The organism is Prochlorococcus marinus XMU1411 (genome assembly GCF_017696075.1).
Lineage (GTDB): Bacteria > Cyanobacteriota > Cyanobacteriia > PCC-6307 > Cyanobiaceae > Prochlorococcus_A > Prochlorococcus_A marinus_V.
In genome coordinates this window covers 21,639-42,225 of the sequence record NZ_JAAORI010000006.1, presented here as the reverse complement: position 1 = coordinate 42,225, position 20,587 = coordinate 21,639, and the positions used below count along the sequence as shown (strand labels likewise).

The following is a 20,587-nucleotide window of genomic DNA, read 5'->3' as shown; positions in this document are numbered from 1 at the left end:
AAATAAATATTTGATCTGATCATTTGCAATTGTGACATAATGATAATATGAAATCTTTTCAACAGATTAAAAATAATAATGTGGATTTGGTAAGTAATAATGATCCACGTGATAAAAATCGTCTTTTAATAGAGGAACTATGGGAATCTGTACTTAGAGAAGAATGCCCAGAAGATCAGGCTGAGAGATTGATACAGCTTAAAGAGTTAAGTTATTCAAAACAAATTGATGGTGAAAGTACAAAAACTTATAAAAATGAAATAGTCGATATAGTAAATTCTATGGATTTGGCAGAATCCATTGCAGCCGCAAGAGCTTTTTCATTGTATTTTCAACTAGTTAATATTCTTGAACAAAGAGTTGAGGAAGATAGATATATTCAGAGCTTTACTAATAAGGATGTAAAAAAATCCCCTGATAATCTTGATCCTTTCGCTCCAGCATTGGCTAGGCAAAATGCTCCAGTAACTTTTAGGGAATTATTTTATAGGCTGAGGAAATTAAACGTACCCCCAGGAAAATTAGAGGAGTTATTGCAGGAAATGGATATTCGTTTAGTTTTTACTGCACACCCGACGGAGATAGTAAGACATACGATTAGACATAAGCAAACTAGAGTCGCAAATTTGTTAAAAAAAATACAGGTAGAGCAATTTTTTACAAAAGATGAAAAAAATTCCATCAAAACTCAATTAAAAGAAGAGGTAAGGCTTTGGTGGAGAACAGATGAATTACATCAATTTAAACCTTCAGTTTTAGATGAAGTTGATTATGCTTTGCATTATTTTCAGCAAGTTTTATTTAATGCAATGCCTCAATTGAGAGGCAGAATCGCTGAAGCACTTTCCGAGAACTATCCAGATGTGCAGATGCCCTCTGAATCTTTTTGTAACTTTGGTTCTTGGGTGGGCTCTGATAGGGATGGAAATCCATCGGTTACACCTGAGATAACTTGGAGAACCGCATGCTTCCAACGGCAGTTGATGTTGGAAAGATATATTATTGCAATATCAAATCTTAGAGACCAATTAAGTGTCTCAATGCAATGGAGTCAAGTAAGTTCTTCACTATTAGAGTCATTAGAAACAGATAGGGTTAAGTTCCCAGAAATTTATGAAGCAAGGGCTACAAGATATAGATCAGAACCTTATAGATTAAAATTAAGTTATATCTTAGAAAAATTAAGGTTAACGCAGGAAAGGAATAATTTATTAGCTGATAACGGATGGAAATTTGACTTAAAGGGAGAGATTGATACTCAAAATATAGACAAAGTTGAAAGCTTATATTACAAATCAGTGAACGAATTTACTTATGATCTCGAACTTATTAAAAATAGTCTGATTAGTACAGATTTAACTTGTGAGTCAGTAAATAACTTGCTTACTCAGGTTCATATTTTTGGATTTTCTTTAGCAAGTTTAGATATTCGTCAAGAAAGTACAAGGCACAGTGAAGCTATACAAGAGCTTACAAATTATCTTGATTTATCTGTGCTATATGACCAAATGTCTGAGGAAGAGAAAATTATATGGCTTATTGACGAATTAAATACCAAAAGACCTTTAATTCCCTCTGATGTTAATTGGACAAAAACTACAGAAGAAACTTTTTCAGTTTTTAAAATGGTGAAGAGACTTCAGCAAGAATTTGGAAGTCGTATTTGTCATTCTTATGTGATTTCAATGAGCCATAGTGCATCAGATTTGCTTGAAGTTCTATTACTGGCAAAAGAAACGGGACTCCTTGATCAAAATTCACAAAAGTCAAAATTATTAGTCGTTCCTCTTTTCGAAACAGTTGAGGACCTCAAAAGAGCACCAGAAGTAATGGAAAAATTGTTTAAATTAGATTTTTATAGATCATTATTGCCAAAAGTTGGAGAATCTTTTAAACCTCTTCAAGAATTAATGCTTGGATATTCTGATAGCAACAAGGATTCAGGCTTTGTGTCTAGTAATTGGGAAATTCATAGAGCCCAAATAGCTCTCCAAAATCTTGCGAGTAGAAATAATATATTGCTAAGACTTTTTCATGGAAGAGGTGGTTCTGTAGGTAGAGGGGGAGGGCCCGCCTATCAGGCAATATTAGCTCAACCAAGTGGAACTTTAAAAGGGCGAATAAAAATTACTGAACAAGGGGAAGTTTTAGCTTCAAAATATAGTCTTCCTGAATTAGCTCTATATAATTTAGAAACTGTAACTACAGCTGTTATTCAAAATAGTTTGGTAAACAATAGACTTGATGCTACTCCAGAATGGAATCAACTAATGTCTAGGTTGGCAGAAACATCAAGGTCTCACTACAGAAAATTAGTTCATGAGAATCCAAATTTGTTAAATTTTTTTCAAGAAGTTACGCCAATAGAAGAAATAAGTAAATTACAGATATCTAGCAGACCCGCGAGAAGAAAAAAAGGTGCAAAAGATTTGTCAAGTTTAAGAGCTATTCCGTGGGTATTCGGTTGGACGCAAAGTAGGTTTCTTTTGCCAAGTTGGTTTGGAGTAGGCACTGCATTATCATCTGAATTAAATTCTGACCCACAACAAATTGAATTATTAAGAGTCTTACATCAAAGATGGCCATTTTTCAGGATGCTTATATCTAAGGTAGAAATGACGTTATCTAAGGTGGATTTGGAAGTTGCTAGATATTATGTTGATACTCTTGGCAGTAAGGAAAATAAAGATTCTTTTGATGATATTTTTGAGGTAATTTCAAAAGAATATAATCTTACAAAATCTTTAATACTTGAAATTACTGGTAAAAATAAGCTCCTCGAATCTGATAGGGACTTGAAATCATCAGTAAGCTTGAGAAATAAGACAATCATTCCATTGGGGTTTTTGCAGGTTTCACTTTTAAGAAGACTAAGAGACCAAACAAGACAACCCCCTGTAAGCGAATTTCTTATTGATAAAGACGAATCTAGAAGAGCTTACAGTAGAAGTGAACTATTGAGGGGGGCACTTTTAACTATTAATGGGATTGCAGCTGGCATGAGAAATACAGGTTGATAATTGCAATATTTTTCTAATAAAAAACTTGTTCTTCCAGAAGGTTATTTTGTTAACTCGTCGCAAATACCATTAGCTAAAGAAGTTAATAAACTCTTAGCGAATTGTGGTTGTGATACATTTCCAATAAAACCTCTTTCTGAAGCTATTCAGGAAAGTAATTTCTTTTTTACCATACAGAGTGAATTAAAAAATAAATTATATGGCTTTGTGAGGGTTACTTCCGACAGGGGATTGAATGCTAACTTGTGGAATTTAAGTGCATTGCCAGGTGATAATCAACAACTTTATTATTCAATATTGCTTCGATTAACTCTTGAGAAAATAAATAGAGAAATGCCTGGATGCAGTATTTCTGTACAGGCTCCAGTCTCTTCGTTTTTAAGTTTAGAGGAAAATGGATTTATCTTAGATCCAAATGGAATAAGAGTAATGGGATATAAACTATAAAATTATATTACGAGCATGGAGGGATTCGAACCCCCGACTCTCAGAACCGGAATCTGATGCTCTATCCAACTGAGCTACATGCCCTTTAATTTTTCAATTTCTTTAAAGAAAATCTAAATATTTTAAACTTAGCTAATTTAATTAATGAATGCACAAAAAAAATTTTTTTAAATAAATTAAAAATTAAAAATTTTCGGAACCATAAAAGTTTTGAAATTGATTTAAAAGAGCAAAGATCAATTGTTCTTGGCTGTAACGGTATTGGCAAATCAAATTTACTTGAATCGGTTGAATTTTTAAGTCAATTAAAATCTAATAGAGCATTAAGCGATAAAGACTTAATAGAGAATGATAGTGATATGGCTGTAGTAATAGGACAGATAAATTTTCAAGACGATTTAAAGTTAAATTTGTTCAGAAAAGGCCCTAAAAGAATATACATCAATGAATCAATCTTAAAAAAACAGAGTGAAATAAAGAATTATATTCGGAGTGTATGTTTTTGTTCTCATGATATAGATATTGTTAGAAGTGAACCAAGTTATCGAAGAATATGGATTGATAAAGTTGTATCTCAGCTTGAACCAGTATATTTAGACCTATTAAGTAGATTTAACAGGCTTTTAAAGCAAAGAAGTCATTTTTGGCGTTCCGAAAGCTTCTCAAAAACCCAATCCTCAGCGATTATTGAAAGCTTTGATATTCAAATGTCAATAATAAGTACAAGAATTTTTAGGCGAAGAAGAAGAGCTTTATTAAAAATAAAACCTTATGTTGAATATTGGCATAATCATTTAAGTAAATCTAAAGAGCAAATAAGCATAAACTATCTTTCGGGGATACAAAATATAAGTCCAGAAGAAGAAGAAGAAGAAGTTATTAGTAAAAAAATAGCAGAACAACTATTAAATCAGCGTTCACTAGAAGCATTGACTGGAAAATGTAATTTTGGCCCTCATCGTGATGATGTTGAGTTTCTAATTAATAATGTTTCAGTTAGAAAATATGGTTCATCAGGTCAGCAAAGAACTTTCATCTTGGCTTTAAAGATGGCTGAATTAGATTTATTAACTAAAACATTAAATGTCCCTCCAATATTAATATTGGATGATGTCTTGGCGGAATTAGATTTAACCAGGCAAAATTTGTTATTGAATTCTGTTGGCAAAGATAGTCAATGTTTTATAAGTGCGACGCATTTAGATAAATTTAATCAGTCTTTATTAGGCTCGTCACAAATCATTCATTTATAATTCAAATAATAATGATTTTTAGCTAATCTTAAATTCACATAATGTTCTTAAATGGAAATCTACAAAAAAAGTCAAAATTTAAGTTCGTTTAGTGATGATCAAAAATTGATTCATCAAAGTAAGCACCTTTTATTGGAACTTTATAAATGCGATTGCGAAAAATTAAATGACGAATCCTTTTTACGCTGCATTTTAAACAGAGCTTCAAAATTGGCAAATGCAACAGTTCTGAATTTGATAAGTAATAAATTTGAGCCTCAGGGGGTTACGGCAATTGCATTACTGGCAGAATCTCATATTTCCATACATACTTGGCCTGAATCTAATTATTGTGCAATCGATATTTTTACATGTGGTCAAAATATGATGCCTGAACTAGCTAGTCAATATTTAATTGAATCTTTGATGGCTAAAGAACATTCTTTGCGTGTTATTGAGCGAAATCCACCTTCAGCTGTTCCTCATCAGATCAGAACGGCTGTTTAATACAATATTTATCTATTTAATTTTCCGCTTATTAGTCCTTCAAGATCTAAGCTTGTGCAATTAAATCCTAAATTAGAAAAATATTGAACCAACTCACTAAAATTATATTTGTTAAAAAAATGCTTTAATTCATCTTGGGGAATTTCTATTCTTGCAGTTGAGCCTTGGCATCGAACTCTAACCTCCGACAAACCACCTTCTTTGAGGTATTCTTCTGCTTTCTCTACCATTTTTAGCCTCTCACTAGTTATTTCATGGCCATAAGGAAATCTTGATGATAAACAAGGCTGAGCAGGTTTATCCCACCAAGGAAAACCTAATGCTCTTGATATATCCCTAATGTCTTGCTTAGAGAATTTAAATTTTGCAAGGGGAGAGATAACTCCTGCTTCTTTTGAGGCTTTTATACCGGGCCTGTAATCTTTAAGATCATCAAGATTGACTCCATCTAAAACAATCTTGTAATTAAGTTTTTTAGAAAGGTAGTTTGTATGTTTGTGGAGCTCTTTTTTGCATGCAAAGCACCTATCCTTTGGATTATTGCTGTAACTTGATTGCTCTAATTCTGATGTTTTAATTTCTAAATGCTTTACCCCAATCCATTTTGCTTGACTTCTTGCTTCTTCGCGAAGAGTATTAGCTAATGCAGGAGAAATACCAGTTATTGCAATTGCTTTGCTACCTAATTGCTCGAATGCTAATGATACTACTAATGTACTATCAACTCCTCCGGAATAAGCAATACAAACACTTTCAAGATTCTTTATGTATCTTCTAATTGTATAAAGCTTTTCACTTTGTTCATCAGAGAGAATTTCTAGTTGATTGAACATGTTAATTACTTTAAAATTCAAGTAACATATGAATAGGTTGAATTTATTATTAAATCTTTAATAATATTCTTATTTATATATTAGATTAAATCTATTAATTTTGTTCAATTGGCGAATTCGAGTAGAAATAAAGGTATTGGAATTGTCACTGCAAGTGATAGTCAAGAGAGATCAAAAGGACAATTACATATTTATGATGGAGAGGGTAAGGGAAAAAGTCAGGCTGCTTTGGGAGTAGTTCTCAGAACAATTGGTTTAGGAATATGTGAAAAAAGACAGTCAAGGGTTTTACTTCTAAGATTTTTGAAAGGTCCTGAGCGCCCATATGACGAGGATTCAGCTATAGAGGCTTTGCAAAGAGGCTTTCCACATTTAATTGACCATGTTAGGACAGGAAGATCTGAATTCTTTACTGCTGACCAAGTGACAAAGTTTGATGTTGGTGAAGCTGAGAGAGGTTGGAATATTGCTAAAGGAGCAATTGCTAGTTCTCTTTATTCTGTAGTTGTATTAGATGAGTTGAACCCAGTTCTTGATTTAGGAATGCTTAATATCAATGAAGTAGTTGACTCTCTTCAAAATCGTCCAGATGGATTAGAAATTATCATTACTGGAAGGGCAGCTCCTTCCTCTTTGGTAAGAATATCTCAACTCCATTCAGAAATGAGACCACGTTTGACAAGAGACTTATCAACACAAACCAGACAAAGTAGTTCTAGTGGTGGAATTGAGATTTATACAGGTGAAGGAAAGGGTAAATCCACAAGTGCACTTGGTAAGGCACTTCAAGCTATCGGTAAAGGAATATCTCAAGACAAAAGTCATAGAGTTTTAATATTACAGTGGTTAAAAGGTGGGAATGGTTATACCGAAGATGCTGCTATAGAAGCTTTGAGAGAGAGTTACCCCCATTTAGTAGATCATTTGCGTTCAGGTAGAGATGCCATTGTATGGAGAGGTCAGCAACAACCAATTGATTATGTCGAGGCTGAAAGAGCATGGGAAATTGCTAAAGCTGCTATTTTGTCTGGTTTGTATAAAACAATTATTTTAGATGAATTGAATCCAACTGTCGATTTAGAGCTGCTACCTGTGGAATCAATTCATCAAACTCTCTTGAAAAAACCATCAGATACAGAAGTTGTCATTACTGGGAGGTGTAAAAATGAGCCTTCATACTTTGAACTTGCTGATGTCTACTCTGAAATGGTTTGTCATAAACATTATGCAAATGTTGGAGTTGATTTGAAAAGAGGTGTAGATTACTAAATATTCTTAAAATTATTAATTGCACAATATTTTTTTTACCTTTTCAATGCCGCCTTCAATAGATCTTGAATGAATTTTGAATTTAGATAAGATTCTTGACGCTTTTTCAGAACGTTTCCCTGATTTACATATAGTGAAAACTTCTTTACTTAAACTTTCCTTTTGAATAAATTTTAAGTCAGATTCTTGGTTCAAATGACTTAAGGGAATTGATATAGATCCCTCTAACGCTGAAGTAGAAAATTCTTCATTTTCTCTAACATCAATTAAAAGAATTTTGTTGGGTTTTGCTTTGTATAAACTATTAAAGTCATTAGCATTAATTCTTTTAATGTCATGATTATTTTCACAATATTCATCGCTATTATAAAAACTCCCAAACTGAGACAGATTTTTTATTCTTTTATTCAAATGATCACTTTTTAGATGTAATTTTTTCATATTCATATTCAATAGATCAAAAATTAAAATCTTCCCATCTAAAATTTCACCTTTTTTCAAAATGATTTTGATAATTTCATTAACCTGAAGAATGCCTATTAAACCTGTTGAAACACCTACAACCCCGAATTCTGCACAACTAGGGACAGCATTTTTTGAAGGTGATTCTGGAAGTAAGTCTCTTAAATTAGGACTATTTTTAAATAAATTGAAAACACTTATTTGCCCTTCAAAGCCTTGTACACTTCCAAAGACTAAGGGTTTATTTAATATCAGGCATGAATCATTTATTAAGTATCTTGTGCCAAAGTTATCAGAGCAATCACAAATAACATCAAACTCCTTTATTATTTTCAGAGCATTTTTAGGATTAATTCTCTCTGAAAAGGTTGATATCTCACAATTAGGATTGAATTTTTTAATTCTATCCCTAGCAGAATCAATTTTAAGATTGCCAATAGTATTCGTTTCATGAATTATTTGCCTCTGGAGATTAGACTTTTCAACTTGATCGTTATCAACTATTCCAATTCTCCCAATTCCTGCTGCTGCTAGATAAAGCAAAACTGAAGACCCAAGACCACCTGCTCCAATGCATAATACTGAGCTGTTTTTAAGATCTATTTGACCCTTATATCCTATCTCTTTAAGGGTTAAATGTTTTTGATATCTTTCTTCTTCATCAGAGTTTAAGAAATTAAATTTGATATCTTTGGACATATAGATCCTTTAATTTTTTAGAGCTAAACTATGAAAACATAATAATTAAAATAAAAATTTTAGCCTTTTAAAAATTTCTTATTAGTGTGATTTATTAATGTTTTTGTTAGAACTAGACGATAATGTGAAGTTTTTATAAATCAATTTTAAGTTTAAATATCTCTAGAAACTTTATATATCAACGCTTCTAAAAAATACAAAATGTTTCGGTTCGGAATTTTGCACAACAAAAAGGTAGTCAACAGACGTTTTTTCCGATACTGTCTGGTTCATATATTAAGTTTACTGAATTCATGAGTGATAACACTCCAGAGTCAAACCAAGACTCCGGCTCCGATACAAGCTCAGAAACCAAAAGCTTTTCAGAGAAGTACTCTGATGTCATGGGAAAAGTCAATGAAACCTTAGGTAATGTTGATTGGACTCAAATGGGTAAGTATGGCAAGGCGGCAGGCATAATTGCTGTTGTCGTAATAGCTCAGATAATAATTAAAGTTGTCATTGACACGATAAACTTTTTCCCAATTCTCCCTGGTTTACTTGAACTACTAGGTGTAATTGTTGTCGGTCAATGGAGCTGGCAAAATCTTCGTACTAGTGAAAATCGTGAAGCTGTTTTAGATAAGGTGCAAAATCTTAAAAAGACATATTTAGGCTAGTAAAAGATTACATATTGAGTATCGCTTTTACGTAATCTTTAACTTGTTTTAAGTACCCTCCTCCAAACATATTGGCATGGTTCAATATGTGATAAAAATTATAAATAATAATTCTTTTTTCAAAGCCTTGTTTTATAGGAAAAATTCTATGGTATTCTTCATAGAATTCTTTTCTAAAACCTCCAAATAGTTTTGTCATAGCTATATCTACTTCATTATCTGCCCACCAAGATGCTGGGTCAAAAATAACCCCCTTTCCACTTTTATCCATTCCTGCATTTCCCGACCACAAATCACCATGTACTAAGGCATTTATTGGTTTATGACTAAGCAATTCTGATTTAATTTTTTCTTCAACTTTATTTATGATTTCTTTATCTAATGTCGTTGGTTTAAGAATTAATAATTGAGGTATTATCCTTAAGTTTAAAAAACAATCTATCCAATTATCTTCCAAGCCTTTCTTCTGATTTGTTGTTCCGATAAAACCCTCAACAGGAAAACCAAACATTTTGTGATTAGATTCAGCTGATTTTAGATGTAATTCACCTAAACCTTTTCCAAGTTTTTTTTGGTCAAAGTTATGCATATCTATCCATTCAATTAAAAGAATCTCTATATTTTTTATGTTTTTATATGCAATAACTTCAGGAATAATTAAGTTTTCTTGATTAATATACTTTTTTAAATGTTGAAGACAATATTTTTCAAATTCAAGAAATTTTTTGTTTCTAATGTTTCTTTTAAGGAATAACTTTTTGTTTGAGAATTCTATTCGCCATGCACTATGAATTTCACCACCATGTACTTGTTCAATACTTTTTGGATAGGTTTCACCTAATTCTTCACAAATTTCGTTAATTTCAATAGGAGATAATTTTTGCATTTTAATGAGAAAGTCTGAAGTTATTGTTGTAGGCGCTGGTATAGCAGGACTAACTTCTGCAGCGATTTTATCAAAACAAGGCTTATCAGTTACTTTAATCGAATCTCATACTCAAGCTGGAGGATGTGCCGGGACTTTTAAAAGAAAAAATTATACTTTCGATGTTGGCGCAACTCAGGTTGCTGGTTTAGAGAAGGGAGGAATACATTCTAGAATTTTTGATTTTTTAGATATTCCATCCCCAGAAGCTGCAATTTTAGACCCCGCTTGCATTGTTGATTTAAATGATGGTGGTAATCCTATATCTATTTGGTATGAAAGAAGTAAATGGATTGCTGAACGAGAAATGCAATTTCCTGGGAGTCAAAGATTTTGGAAACTTTGTACCCTAATACATGAAAGTAATTGGATATTTGCTAATAATAATCCTGTATTACCGATAAGTAATTTTTGGGATTTTTCTCAACTTCTTAAAGCACTAGTACCTTCAAACCTTGTCACAGGTATCTTACTTAAATCTACTATTTTTGATCTATTGCGGATATGTGGATTATCCAAGAATGAGCGCTTGATTAAATTTTTAAATCTTCAACTAAAACTTTATTCTCAAGAGGACGTTTATAATACCGCAGCATTGTATGGTTCTACTGTTCTTCAAATGTGTCAACAGCCACATGGTCTGTGGCATCTTAAAAAATCTATGCAGTCATTAAGTGAATCATTAGAAAGTTCATTGATTAAAACTGGAGTTAATTTAATTTTTGGACAGGAAGTTAATTCTATAACTTTTGACGAAGTAAATATGTGTTGGCAAGTATCTGCTAATTCGAAAAAAAAATCATTTATTTACCAAGCAAAAGATGTGATTTACACCGCGCCTCCACAATCTTTGCTCAAGCATTTGAAAGATCCTTTAGAAAGAAAAAAAGATTATAAAAATCGACTTAATAATTTGCCTGATCCAAGTGGAGCTGTAGTTTTTTATTCAGCCTTAAAAAAGGAACATATTAAAAAAACATTCTCCAATCATTATCAATTTGTTTCGAAAGAATTTTGTTCGTTATTTGTATCAATTAGTGATGATGGTGATGGAAGAGCACCAAAAGGTGAGGTTACTCTAATTGCCAGTATCTTTACTAACACTAAAGATTGGTTTGATCTAGATAAACAAACTTACTTAAAGAAGAAAAATGGTTTCATGAAAAAAATATCCCTTGAATTAGAAAGTCAATTTGATATTGATCCTGAAAAATGGCTACATAGGGAATTAGCAACTCCATTGGGCTTTGAAAAGTGGACAAAAAGACCTAATGGAATAGTAGGCGGGCTTGGTCAAAATCCAGATATTTTTGGTTTATTTGGATTATCAAGTAGGACACCTTTTGAAGGTTTATGGTTATGTGGAGATTCTATTTATCCAGGAGAGGGGACTGCAGGTGTTAGTCAGTCTGCATTAATGGTTTCAAGACAAATTTTAGCTTCCAAAGGTATAGTAAATTTTAGTTTATAAAATTTTGTCTGTTTTCTTTTGCTTCAGCAAGTTTTTTAGAAAGTAAATCCCAATTTTTTTCTTTAATAAGAGATTCCAGTATATTTAGCTTATTTTTAAAATTATTTATGGAATTTAAAACATTAATCTGATTATTAATAGCTAAATCTAAGCCTAATTGTTCATTGCCTCCGCCAACCCTCGAAGTGTCAGCAAATCCTGTAGCAGCTAATTTTTGCGTGAGATCTAATAAAGATTGATTATTTTTTATTTGCGCAGTTTCTATGAGGGCAGAAGCTAAAAATATTGGCAAATGAGAAATTAGAGATACTGCTTCATCATGCTCTTTTGGCGAAGCTTGGCAAATTTCACAATCCATTGATTTGATGAGCTCGGTAATAGTTTTGACTGAATTTAAATCACTATTTTTTGTTGGGGTAATAATCCATTTTGCATTTTTAAAAAGACCTTCAAAACCTGAATCAACTCCTTTTTTTTCTGTTCCTGCCATTGGATGGGATCCAATAAATAGAGGATGTAAATTTTCCCATGTATTTACAATTGGTTCTTTTACAGAGCCTACATCAGTTAGTATTGTTTCCTGCGGTATTGATGCTACTAATTGTTGAGACGGACTGATCAAATCTTTGATAGGCAATGCTAAAATTATTAGCTCACATTTTTTTAATAAGCACAGATCACAGCTAACAAAATTTGCAAGTTTTTTATCCTTAGCTTTTTTTTCATTAAATTCATTATTTGCTATTCCATAAATTGTATGATTTAGACTTTGGAGTTTTAATCCTAAAGAACCGCCAATTAAACCTAATCCTACTATTCCAATTTTCATAGATTGATTAATTCAAGACCCTCTTATATTGATAACAATTTTTTGTATATTAGGTTCATAAATTTTGTATGTAATTTGAAATTAAATTAATTATAAATGCTTGAAATTTTAAGTCATCAATATTTGAAAAATTTTTTGAGGGATCAAAGTATTAGGTGGGAACACATATATTCTTTTGGTAGAATAATTTCCAAATGTATTGAAAATGATTCTACATATCTAATTAATTCAGAAATTTTCTCTAGCTATGATTGGTTACCTCCAATTTTGATTTCTTTATTTTTAAAGGAAGAGGATTCAACTTTTATTTTATCTAAAGAAAAAATTCAATTTATAAGCCAATTTCAGATTGATTCATTGAGAAATCTAGGTTTTAATTTTATTTTGGAAAATGATCAACTTATTTTTGCAAATCATCATATTCGTTTGATAACAATCCAAAATTTACTTAATGATCCCAATTCTCGTAATCTTAGAAATCATCGAATAGTTTATTCTGGAATTGAGGATATAAAACAGGATTTAAAAAATCATTTTAGAATTTCTTTGCTTAAAAAGGATTGGACAAAAAATATTAATGAATTTGAATTAATAAATCAAAAATTTATAAAAGTATATGATTCATTGAAGAAAAAGTTCTTCATGAGAAAGGTCTTAGGAAATAGTTATATCAATTTAAATGAAAAAGAAATTAGTTTTTTTTCAAACTTTTTTCATGAAAATTCTTTTTTTTCTGATAAATTTTTAAGGGTTAACAAAGCATTATCTAAAGGTTGGGCGTGCTGGGTAAAGTTAAACGAAACAAATTTAGATTGGACTTTGTATTTGCAGCCAATAGATGAACTTTCTCATATTAAGGAATTTTTTTTAAATAATAAATTTGTTTTTTTATCAGCATTGAGAAAAGATAATTTTTTCCAAATGTACTTTAAAAAACACAGTTTAGATATCGACTTGGTTATTAATTTTAAAAGTAATTTTGAAGAGAAAAAGATTACATTATATATACCCTCTAAACAGTTGCTTCCAAATAATCCTCTTTTTACCAATTCAATCTTGGATAAATGCAAAAAGTTAATTCTTTTTAGAAAGGGTTTAACTTTAGTTTTGTCTGATGATATTGATTTAAAAACTAAAATTGCTACAGAATTAGCTTCTAAGTACGGGAAGAGGGTATTGCTAGAGACAATTCCCTCTGGTAAAAATGAAATTCTTTGCTCTAGTTTTGACTGGTGGATTATGAATTCTTATTTAATTCAAATTCCAGAACAAATTATCATTCCTTTACTTCCTATTCCGAATATGTCAGAACCTATTAATGCAATTACAGTCTCGCATAAAAAGAAGCTTTCTCAAGATTGGTTTAGAGACTTCTTTCTTCCTCAAGCAAGAATTAAACTTGAAAGATCTATTTCTCCTTTAAGAAGAAATTCAGGTAAGTTAATAATTTTAGATGGAAGAGCAAATAAAAGAAACTGGGGAAGATTACTTTTGCAAAATATTCAACCCTCAAAAAAAATTAACTTTATGCTACCTTTTGATTAGGTTATGATTTTGTAAATAACTAAAGAAATATGGGTGAAGCAAAAAGACGTAAAACACTTGGTTTACCTCCAAAAAAAAATAATACTAAAACTAAAATTGATGAGTCTCCAAGATTATTTGAATGGCTTCCCTTTACAATCAACCAAAGAGATAACCTAATTAAATTAAGTATTAAGGCCAGTTGGTTTGGAATCGGAGGGTTAGTTATCTTATGGATTGTAGTGAGATTTATAGGCCCTGCTGCTGGGTGGTGGACTTTAGCTGATTCTTTATAAATCTAAGCTACTGTTTTTATATCATTAACAGCGATTGTATTAGCAGGATTGCTATTTAATGCTTTCATTGAATTAGAACTTACTTCAGTTCCTTCTGTTAATTTCGCTTTAACCATAGATTCTACTTTATTCCTGATTTCTAAGTTTTGATCAAGCCAAATAATTGTATTATCTCTTCCTTGTCCAATATTTTCTCCTTCATAACTATACCAAGCACCTCTCCTTATTATGATATTAGTCTCTTCTGCTAAATCTAATAAACATCCTGTTGTACTAATACCTTTTCCGAAGAGAATATCAAACTCTGCAATTCTAAATGGTGGCGCAACTTTGTTTTTTGCTACTTTCACTTTTGCTCTTATGCCATATTCTTCAGTACCTCTTTTAAGAGTTTGAATTCTTCTGATATCAAGTCTCACTGATGCATAAAATTTTAATGCATTACCTCCTGTGGTTGTTTCTGGATTGCCGTATGTAACGCCAATTTTTAGGCGTAATTGATTCAGGAATATTACCGTACATCCAGATTTACCAATATTTCCTGTTATTTTCCTCATTGCTTGGCTCATTAGCCTTGCTTGGCTTCCAATTACGTGATCTCCCATTTCTCCTTCTATCTCAGCTCTTGGGGTTAGTGCTGCGACCGAGTCAACAACTACAAGATCTACTGCACTTGATCTTATAAGTTGGTCAACTATTTCCAGAGCCATTTCACCTGTATCTGGTTGTGAAACTAACAAATTTTCAACATCAACTCCTAAAGAGGCTGCATAAACTGGATCGAGTGCATGCTCAGCATCTACAAATGCTGCTACTCCTCCATTCTTTTGGACTTCCGCAATCGCGTGCAGCGTTAATGTAGTTTTTCCTGAACTTTCTGGTCCGTAAACTTCTACTACTCTTCCTTTTGGATAGCCTCCTCCTAATGCTAAATCTAAGGTGAGCGCTCCAGTAGATATTGTTTCTACTTTCATTCTTGAGGCATCACCAAGTCTCATTATTGATCCTCGTCCAAAATTTCTTTCTATTTGACCTAAGACAAGACTTAATGCCTTGTCTTTTTCTTTTGATTCAGTTTTTTTCTTTTCTTCAAGGCTCATTGTTTGATTTATCGGTTAAAGTTCTTGTAATTATTCTAAATTTGGAAATTTTTATTTAAACCAAACTTCATAAATACAAACTATAGTACATCTGTACTCTAGCTGATTATCTTTAAATTGCAACTAATTCCTCAAGGTTACCTAATTTTAATAATTTAATTTCATCACCTAAAGTATACTTATCTGATTCTTTCAAATATCCCCAATCAGCTAAGAAGCATGGAATGTGAGAAGTTTCTGAATTTTGTTTAATATCTATTAGAGTTTTTTTTCTATCTTCTATAAAGCCTAAAATTTCATAAGTTTGAGTAAGTTGCTCAGCTATTTTGACTTTTGTTCCAGATTCATAACCAAAAATAAATTCAGGAAAAATATTTAATTGTTTAAGAAGTTTTTCTGCAAATATTTTACCTTTAGTTGTTATGATTCCAGTTTTTATTTCTCTTCTCTTTAATTCTTTCATAAAATTTATAATTTCAAAAAAAGGATTATGTAAATTTACCCATGATTTAAAATCTTTATCAATTTGGTACTTGCGCGACTGATCCAACATTTTTTGTAAATCTTCGGCAATCCAGGAATTTTGATTTAATATCCTCTGGCAATTTTGATGATAATTATTAATGAAATCATCTTTATTATCATTTTTTAATGGATTTTCTGTTTTTATAATTTCGTGAACAATTAGAATCATTTCCCATCCATATTTAACCCAAGGCCTAATTTCTTTGAAAGAATTTGGTACTCTTGTATAGAGTTTTTGATCAACAGAGATGCAGGGTGAATTTAAATATCTTTCACAGGCCAGCAAGGAACTATGCCAATATTCCTGCATTCCATCGACTATTACTCCATCGAAATCAAATAGAAATATTTTTTGAGAAGACACCTATTGAATATTAGAACTGGGCCGCTAGGATTCGAACCTAGGAATGTCGAGACCAAAACCCGATGCCTTACCACTTGGCGACGGCCCATTGAATTTTTATTTTAATACATGAAAAGATTTTTTTCTATCCAAAAAATACAAAGTTTTTATAAACATGGCGCTAGTTTTGAAAAATAAAAATATTATTTGAATGAGCTCGATTTCCATGGCTCTAGAAATTTCTTAGCTTTTTTGATCGCTAAAGCCATTCTTTCAGGATACTCATAGAGTTTTTTGTTATTTTTGTGAGCAAATTCAATAAGGGGCTGCATAATTTTTCTTGCAGCACTTCCAAATGCTATTCCGTCTGGGAGATTGTTTGAATTCAAAAATTCATGTGTTTTTTCATTTGTTCCTCCTGCCAATTGAATTAATCCAGGTGGAAGATCTGAACCGATTTTTTCAAACAAATTAACAGCATCTCTACTTGTTGAAGGAGCAAGATCTCCAGACATTGGCCTTCCATCTAGCTGCCAAATAAGGGGAATATCAAGTTTTTTAAGAATTTCATATCTTTCCCAAAGAGCTTTCAACAGATCTTCGGGCTCTTGTGATTTTTTGAAAGATTGATTTAATCCACAACTGATAGATATCTTGTCTAATTTCATTCCAGAACTTTTAAGGATACTGACAACTTTTGCAAAAGAATCTAGGCGATTGATTTCTGTATGAATTTCTACTGCATTAGGCTTTATTTTCTGAAGTATTGATCCTAAATCATCTTTTGACAAATTATATTCATATTCACTAATTAGATTTAGGGGACAGCTATTCAAACATCTTCCACATCCATAACATTTACTCTTTTTTATCCCATAATTATCAATTGCAAAGGTGGGGCATACTTTTTCGCACGGTCTTGGACAATTAGGGGGACATTTCAATGGATCAAATTTTGCTTTACGAAAGTGGATATCATTTCCATCACTAATGCTTATCATTAATCCAGGGGAGTTTTTAAAGACTTTTTTGGCCCACTCGATTCCTTTTTTTGCGGCGTGGACTATAGATTCTTCTGCGGCAACATCTATGTAGTCGACACCAGCAGCAGTATAAATTGCACATAAATCTTCTATGGCAACAATATCTTCATTACTGGCACCACAAATTAATTTAATCCATTTATGTTTTTTATTCTTAGTTATAATCAAACAATTTAACTTTCAAATTCATCTAAAATATAATTACTTAACGGCTTCCATTCAAGTTTTGTTGAACCCCCCATTTCAACAACTATCGTTAGTTTATTATCGTTAGTGCAAATCTCTATTAAGCTCTCTAGTTCAGATTGAGACAGTACTTGACCTTCTAATAACCAAAGTAATTTATTTTTATCATTTTCATTAAATAACTCAGAAGCTTGTGGGATAACTTGTTGAACTTCCCCGAGTGCTCCATTTCGTCCTACGCTTTGATGACCTAGGTGCGGTGGTCTAACGCCATGCAATTTGAGCAAGAAGACTTCTGGATCTCCAAGCCCTCTTGCTGAGGTTATAAAAGTTTTAAAGCCCTTGGCCCTCATTCTCCTCAAAAGACGAGTTTCATAACCACCTTCAAGAGGAGCAAAGATTGCAAGACATTTGTTAGTTTTTAAATCGTTATGAAACTTTTTCCCTGTGAGAAGTAATGGCATAAAAATTCCCTTTATTTCTATTTTATTTTATTTTATGGTACTCGATGATGTACAATTGTAACTCAGTGAATTTTTAAGCTCGCAAGCTAGCCGAGCCTCTATAAAATTTCACATTTTTTAGCGTTTCGTTAAAAAACACAGGTGGGTTTAAAACCAGGAGAAACTATCTAGATTTTCAGATAAGTCTCAACCTTTTTAATTTAATTGTTTTTTTATTAACTTCACCTTAATAACTGAAGTTTTAGTTAATTTAAAAATCATTACGAGCTAGCCTAATTTAGTCTTATGTCTATAGGAATTTTAGGAAAGAAATTGGGCATGTCCCAACTTTTCGACGAAAAAGGTAATTCAGTCCCAGTTACTCTTATCGAGGCTGGCCCTTGCCGTATCACTCAATTAAAAACAACCGCTTTGGATGGTTATACTGCCGTTCAAATAGGTTATGGCTTGTCCAAAGATAAGCATATAAGTAAGCCAGAAAAGGGACATTTGTTGAAATCAGGTGAAGAACTTTTAAAGCATTTGAAAGAATATAGGGTTGAAGAAACTTCATCTTATGAAATCGGAAATCAAATAACTGTAAAAAACTTTGAGGTAGGTCAAAAAGTTGATATCAGTGGCAAATCTATGGGTAGAGGTTTTGCTGGTTACCAGAAAAGACATGGTTTTAGCAGAGGTCCAATGAGTCATGGTTCAAAAAATCATAGAGCACCTGGATCTACAGGTGCAGGAACAACTCCAGGCAGAATTTATCCTGGAAAAAGAATGGCAGGAAGATATGGAGGAAAACAGATTACTACAAAAGGTTTGTTAGTTCTAAAAATTGATGATCAGAAAAATTTGCTTGTGGTAAAGGGTTCTGTCCCAGGTAAGCCAGGCTCAATAATAAACATTAAGCCAAATAATGTTGTAGGCAAAAAAGGAGGTGAAAAATCATGACAACACTTGAAACTCTTAAGTGGGATGGTAAAAAATCCGGCAAAGTTTCTCTTGATTTAGCAGTTGCTAAAGAAACTTCTTCGGCAGACTTAATCCATAGAGCAGTCCTTAGGCAGCTAGCAAATAAAAGACAGGGGACAGCATCAACTTTGACAAGATCTGAAGTGCGTGGGGGCGGTAGAAAGCCATATAAACAGAAAGGTACAGGAAGAGCCCGTCAAGGATCAATAAGGACACCCTTAAGACCTGGTGGCGGAATTATTTTTGGACCGAAGCCACGTTCTTACAATCTTGATATGAATCGTAAGGAACGTAGATTAGCTCTTAGAACTGCACTTATGTCTAGAGTATCTGATATGAAGGCCGTTGAAGATTTTGGATCTACTTTAAAGCAACCTAAAACAAGTGATATCATCAATGGCCTTGCTCGATTAGGTATACAAAAAACTGAAAAAGTTTTGGTTATTCTTGATAGTCCGTCCGATGTTATAAAAAAATCCATCAATAATATTAAAAAAGTAAAATTAATTGCCGCCGATCAATTAAATGTATTTGATATTCTCAATGCTAATAAATTGGTTATAGGGCAATCAGCGATTGATAAAATTCAGGAGGTTTATGCATCATGAGTAAATTATTCGATTCACGTTTAGCCGATGTAATAAGAAAGCCAGTTATTACTGAGAAAGCTACTAATGCGCTAGATCTTAACCAATATACTTTTGAAGTAGATCATAGAGCGGCAAAACCACAAATAAAGGCAGCTGTTGAAGCCTTATTCAGTGTTAAAGTCATAGGAGTTAACACTATGAATCCTCCTAGGAGAACAAGAAGAGTCGGGAAATTTTCCGGTAAACGTTCTCAGGTCAAGAAGGCAATTGTGCGTCTTGCTGAAGGAGACAAAATCCAACTATTTCCAGAATCTTAAGGAGTTTTAATCATGGCAATCCGTAAATTTAAACCTTATACACCTGGTACTAGGCAGAGAGTAGTTACTGACTTTAGTGAAATAACAAGTGCAAAACCTGAAAGATCACTAATAGTTTCAAAACATAGAGTTAAAGGAAGGAATAATCGTGGAGTCATCACTTGTCGTCATCGTGGAGGTGGTCACAAAAGGCAATATAGATTAGTTGACTTTAGAAGAGATAAAAGAAACATCAACGCTAAAGTTGCAGCTATACACTACGATCCTCATAGAAATGCAAGGCTGGCACTTTTATTCTACGAAGATGGGGAAAAAAGATATATTATCGCTCCAGCAGGAGTAAAAGTCGGACAAAATGTCATATCTGGAGAAAGTGTTCCAATTGAAGATGGTAATGCAATGCCACTTTCGGTTATGCCATTAGGATCTAGTGTTCATTGTGTTGAGTTATATGCAGGTAGGGGTGCTCAGATGGTTAGATCTGCAGGATCTAGTGCTCAAGTTATGGCAAAAGAGGGAGATTATGTTGCTTTAAAACTCCCATCTACCGAGGTAAGACTTGTAAGAAAAGAATGCTACGCAACTCTTGGTGAAGTTGGTAATTCTGAAATAAGAAATACTAGCTTAGGTAAAGCAGGAAGAAGAAGATGGCTTGGAAGAAGGCCTCAAGTAAGAGGTAGTGTAATGAACCCATGTGATCATCCACATGGAGGAGGAGAGGGAAAAGCACCAATTGGTAGAGCAGGACCAGTTACTCCATGGGGTCGACCAGCTCTTGGATTAAAGACACGTAAAAAGAACAAACCAAGTAATAAATTAGTTGTTCGAAGACGCCGTCGCGTTTCTAAGAGGAGTAGAGGAGGAAGAGACTCTTGATTACTTCATT

General features: G+C 32.7%; 21 protein-coding genes and 2 tRNA genes. 13 read left to right on the top strand and 10 right to left on the bottom strand.

The window, feature by feature from the left end; all coding sequences use genetic code 11:
• Positions 1 to 47: 47 nt before the first annotated feature.
• Both ppc and HA145_RS08800 read left to right on the top strand, forming a co-directional pair.
• Entirely contained in the window at positions 48 to 3,017 is a 2,970-nt protein-coding gene (gene ppc / locus HA145_RS08805; RefSeq protein ID WP_209128771.1) for a phosphoenolpyruvate carboxylase, read from the top strand.
• A gap of 3 nt (positions 3,018 to 3,020) precedes the next feature.
• The gene (locus HA145_RS08800) at positions 3,021 to 3,467 is read left to right on the top strand and encodes an N-acetyltransferase (protein ID WP_209128770.1); all 447 of its coding nucleotides are present in this window, start codon (positions 3,021 to 3,023) and stop codon (positions 3,465 to 3,467) included.
• 10 nt (positions 3,468 to 3,477) lie between these two features.
• On the opposite strand, the gene HA145_RS08795 is transcribed toward HA145_RS08800, so the two are convergent.
• Positions 3,478 to 3,551 (bottom strand) — tRNA-Arg (locus tag HA145_RS08795).
• 35 nt (positions 3,552 to 3,586) lie between these two features.
• Between HA145_RS08795 and recF the strand changes: the two genes are divergently transcribed.
• Together recF and speD are read left to right on the top strand one after the other, a co-directional pair.
• The gene (recF, locus tag HA145_RS08790; protein WP_308789016.1) at positions 3,587 to 4,720 is read left to right on the top strand and encodes a DNA replication/repair protein RecF; all 1,134 of its coding nucleotides are present in this window, start codon (positions 3,587 to 3,589) and stop codon (positions 4,718 to 4,720) included.
• 51 nt (positions 4,721 to 4,771) lie between these two features.
• Positions 4,772 to 5,206: an adenosylmethionine decarboxylase gene (gene speD, locus HA145_RS08785; protein WP_209128769.1), complete on the top strand. Its 435-nt coding sequence runs from the start codon at positions 4,772 to 4,774 to the stop codon at positions 5,204 to 5,206.
• 8 nt (positions 5,207 to 5,214) lie between these two features.
• Here the strand turns inward: speD and larE are convergent, their stop codons facing one another.
• Positions 5,215 to 6,039, bottom strand: a complete 825-nt coding sequence (gene larE, locus HA145_RS08780; protein ID WP_209128768.1) for an ATP-dependent sacrificial sulfur transferase LarE — start codon at positions 6,037 to 6,039, stop codon at positions 5,215 to 5,217.
• 108 nt (positions 6,040 to 6,147) lie between these two features.
• Here larE and HA145_RS08775 point away from each other — a divergent pair, with 108 nt between their 5' ends.
• Positions 6,148 to 7,308 carry a cob(I)yrinic acid a,c-diamide adenosyltransferase gene (locus tag HA145_RS08775; protein WP_209128767.1) on the top strand — a complete coding sequence of 387 codons (1,161 nt, stop codon included), beginning with the start codon at positions 6,148 to 6,150 and terminating at the stop codon, positions 7,306 to 7,308.
• Positions 7,309 to 7,323: 15 nt separating this feature from the next.
• Here the strand turns inward: HA145_RS08775 and moeB are convergent, their stop codons facing one another.
• Entirely contained in the window at positions 7,324 to 8,469 is a 1,146-nt protein-coding gene (gene moeB, locus HA145_RS08770) for a molybdopterin-synthase adenylyltransferase MoeB (protein WP_209128766.1), read from the bottom strand.
• Between the two features lie 293 nt (positions 8,470 to 8,762).
• Between moeB and HA145_RS08765 the strand changes: the two genes are divergently transcribed.
• Positions 8,763 to 9,128 carry a CAAD domain-containing protein gene (locus HA145_RS08765; RefSeq protein WP_011819180.1) on the top strand — a complete coding sequence of 122 codons (366 nt, stop codon included), beginning with the start codon at positions 8,763 to 8,765 and terminating at the stop codon, positions 9,126 to 9,128.
• Between the two features lie 7 nt (positions 9,129 to 9,135).
• Here the strand turns inward: HA145_RS08765 and HA145_RS08760 are convergent, their stop codons facing one another.
• A complete protein-coding gene (locus tag HA145_RS08760) occupies positions 9,136 to 10,014 on the bottom strand; it encodes a fructosamine kinase family protein (RefSeq protein WP_209128765.1) in 879 nt (292 codons plus the stop codon).
• Between the two features lie 4 nt (positions 10,015 to 10,018).
• On the opposite strand from HA145_RS08760, the gene crtD reads away from it, so the two are divergent.
• Entirely contained in the window at positions 10,019 to 11,524 is a 1,506-nt protein-coding gene (gene crtD / locus HA145_RS08755; protein ID WP_209128764.1) for a C-3',4' desaturase CrtD, read from the top strand.
• Here crtD and HA145_RS08750 read toward each other — a convergent pair.
• Complete coding sequence (locus HA145_RS08750) at positions 11,514 to 12,353, bottom strand: prephenate/arogenate dehydrogenase (RefSeq protein ID WP_209128763.1); 840 nt, start codon at positions 12,351 to 12,353, stop codon at positions 11,514 to 11,516. The genes crtD and HA145_RS08750 overlap by 11 nt on opposite strands.
• 96 nt (positions 12,354 to 12,449) lie before the next feature.
• Here HA145_RS08750 and HA145_RS08745 point away from each other — a divergent pair, with 96 nt between their 5' ends.
• Together HA145_RS08745 and HA145_RS08740 are read left to right on the top strand one after the other, a co-directional pair.
• Complete coding sequence (locus HA145_RS08745) at positions 12,450 to 13,898, top strand: DNA helicase (protein ID WP_209128762.1); 1,449 nt, start codon at positions 12,450 to 12,452, stop codon at positions 13,896 to 13,898.
• Between the two features lie 29 nt (positions 13,899 to 13,927).
• Positions 13,928 to 14,173 carry a DUF2839 domain-containing protein gene (locus HA145_RS08740; protein ID WP_025895071.1) on the top strand — a complete coding sequence of 82 codons (246 nt, stop codon included), beginning with the start codon at positions 13,928 to 13,930 and terminating at the stop codon, positions 14,171 to 14,173.
• 2 nt (positions 14,174 to 14,175) lie between these two features.
• Here the strand turns inward: HA145_RS08740 and recA are convergent, their stop codons facing one another.
• From recA to ndhN, 5 genes are all read right to left on the bottom strand, one after another.
• Positions 14,176 to 15,273 carry a recombinase RecA gene (recA, locus tag HA145_RS08735; RefSeq protein ID WP_209128761.1) on the bottom strand — a complete coding sequence of 366 codons (1,098 nt, stop codon included), beginning with the start codon at positions 15,271 to 15,273 and terminating at the stop codon, positions 14,176 to 14,178.
• Positions 15,274 to 15,385: 112 nt separating this feature from the next.
• On the bottom strand, positions 15,386 to 16,162 hold the full coding sequence (locus HA145_RS08730; protein WP_209128760.1) for an HAD family hydrolase: 777 nt from the start codon (positions 16,160 to 16,162) through the stop codon (positions 15,386 to 15,388).
• Positions 16,163 to 16,178: 16 nt separating this feature from the next.
• Positions 16,179 to 16,250, bottom strand: a tRNA-Gln gene (locus tag HA145_RS08725).
• A 94-nt stretch (positions 16,251 to 16,344) separates the two neighbouring features.
• On the bottom strand, positions 16,345 to 17,352 hold the full coding sequence (locus tag HA145_RS08720; RefSeq protein ID WP_209128759.1) for an LdpA C-terminal domain-containing domain: 1,008 nt from the start codon (positions 17,350 to 17,352) through the stop codon (positions 16,345 to 16,347).
• A 5-nt stretch (positions 17,353 to 17,357) separates the two neighbouring features.
• The gene (gene ndhN / locus HA145_RS08715) at positions 17,358 to 17,834 is read right to left on the bottom strand and encodes an NAD(P)H-quinone oxidoreductase subunit N (protein ID WP_209128758.1); all 477 of its coding nucleotides are present in this window, start codon (positions 17,832 to 17,834) and stop codon (positions 17,358 to 17,360) included.
• Between the two features lie 285 nt (positions 17,835 to 18,119).
• On the opposite strand from ndhN, the gene rplC reads away from it, so the two are divergent.
• From rplC to rplB, 4 genes are read left to right on the top strand one after another with little or no spacing between them, the layout of a single operon-like run.
• Entirely contained in the window at positions 18,120 to 18,773 is a 654-nt protein-coding gene (gene rplC, locus HA145_RS08710) for a 50S ribosomal protein L3 (protein ID WP_209128757.1), read from the top strand.
• Positions 18,770 to 19,402 (top strand): 50S ribosomal protein L4, encoded by a 633-nt coding sequence (gene rplD, locus HA145_RS08705; protein ID WP_209128756.1) that lies wholly within the window; start codon positions 18,770 to 18,772, stop codon positions 19,400 to 19,402. The genes rplC and rplD overlap by 4 nt, the downstream gene beginning before the upstream one ends.
• Positions 19,399 to 19,701, top strand: a complete 303-nt coding sequence (locus HA145_RS08700) for a 50S ribosomal protein L23 (RefSeq protein ID WP_011819168.1) — start codon at positions 19,399 to 19,401, stop codon at positions 19,699 to 19,701. Before rplD ends, HA145_RS08700 begins: the two co-directional genes overlap by 4 nt.
• A 12-nt stretch (positions 19,702 to 19,713) precedes the next feature.
• A complete protein-coding gene (gene rplB, locus HA145_RS08695; protein ID WP_209128755.1) occupies positions 19,714 to 20,577 on the top strand; it encodes a 50S ribosomal protein L2 in 864 nt (287 codons plus the stop codon).
• The last annotated feature ends 10 nt before the right edge of the window (positions 20,578 to 20,587 follow it).

Coding starts and splice junctions, on each gene's coding strand:
- moeB (WP_209128766.1), bottom strand. CDS start 8,469: ATGTCCAAAGATATCAAATTTAATTTCTTAAACTCTGATGAAGAAGAA.
- HA145_RS08740 (WP_025895071.1), top strand. CDS start 13,928: ATGGGTGAAGCAAAAAGACGTAAAACACTTGGTTTACCTCCAAAAAAA.
- HA145_RS08765 (WP_011819180.1), top strand. CDS start 8,763: ATGAGTGATAACACTCCAGAGTCAAACCAAGACTCCGGCTCCGATACA.
- crtD (WP_209128764.1), top strand. CDS start 10,019: ATGAGAAAGTCTGAAGTTATTGTTGTAGGCGCTGGTATAGCAGGACTA.
- HA145_RS08700 (WP_011819168.1), top strand. CDS start 19,399: ATGAGTAAATTATTCGATTCACGTTTAGCCGATGTAATAAGAAAGCCA.
- HA145_RS08745 (WP_209128762.1), top strand. CDS start 12,450: ATGCTTGAAATTTTAAGTCATCAATATTTGAAAAATTTTTTGAGGGAT.
- HA145_RS08760 (WP_209128765.1), bottom strand. CDS start 10,014: ATGCAAAAATTATCTCCTATTGAAATTAACGAAATTTGTGAAGAATTA.
- ppc (WP_209128771.1), top strand. CDS start 48: ATGAAATCTTTTCAACAGATTAAAAATAATAATGTGGATTTGGTAAGT.
- rplC (WP_209128757.1), top strand. CDS start 18,120: ATGTCTATAGGAATTTTAGGAAAGAAATTGGGCATGTCCCAACTTTTC.
- larE (WP_209128768.1), bottom strand. CDS start 6,039: ATGTTCAATCAACTAGAAATTCTCTCTGATGAACAAAGTGAAAAGCTT.
- ndhN (WP_209128758.1), bottom strand. CDS start 17,834: ATGCCATTACTTCTCACAGGGAAAAAGTTTCATAACGATTTAAAAACT.
- recA (WP_209128761.1), bottom strand. CDS start 15,273: ATGAGCCTTGAAGAAAAGAAAAAAACTGAATCAAAAGAAAAAGACAAG.
- rplD (WP_209128756.1), top strand. CDS start 18,770: ATGACAACACTTGAAACTCTTAAGTGGGATGGTAAAAAATCCGGCAAA.
- rplB (WP_209128755.1), top strand. CDS start 19,714: ATGGCAATCCGTAAATTTAAACCTTATACACCTGGTACTAGGCAGAGA.
- speD (WP_209128769.1), top strand. CDS start 4,772: ATGGAAATCTACAAAAAAAGTCAAAATTTAAGTTCGTTTAGTGATGAT.
- HA145_RS08750 (WP_209128763.1), bottom strand. CDS start 12,353: ATGAAAATTGGAATAGTAGGATTAGGTTTAATTGGCGGTTCTTTAGGA.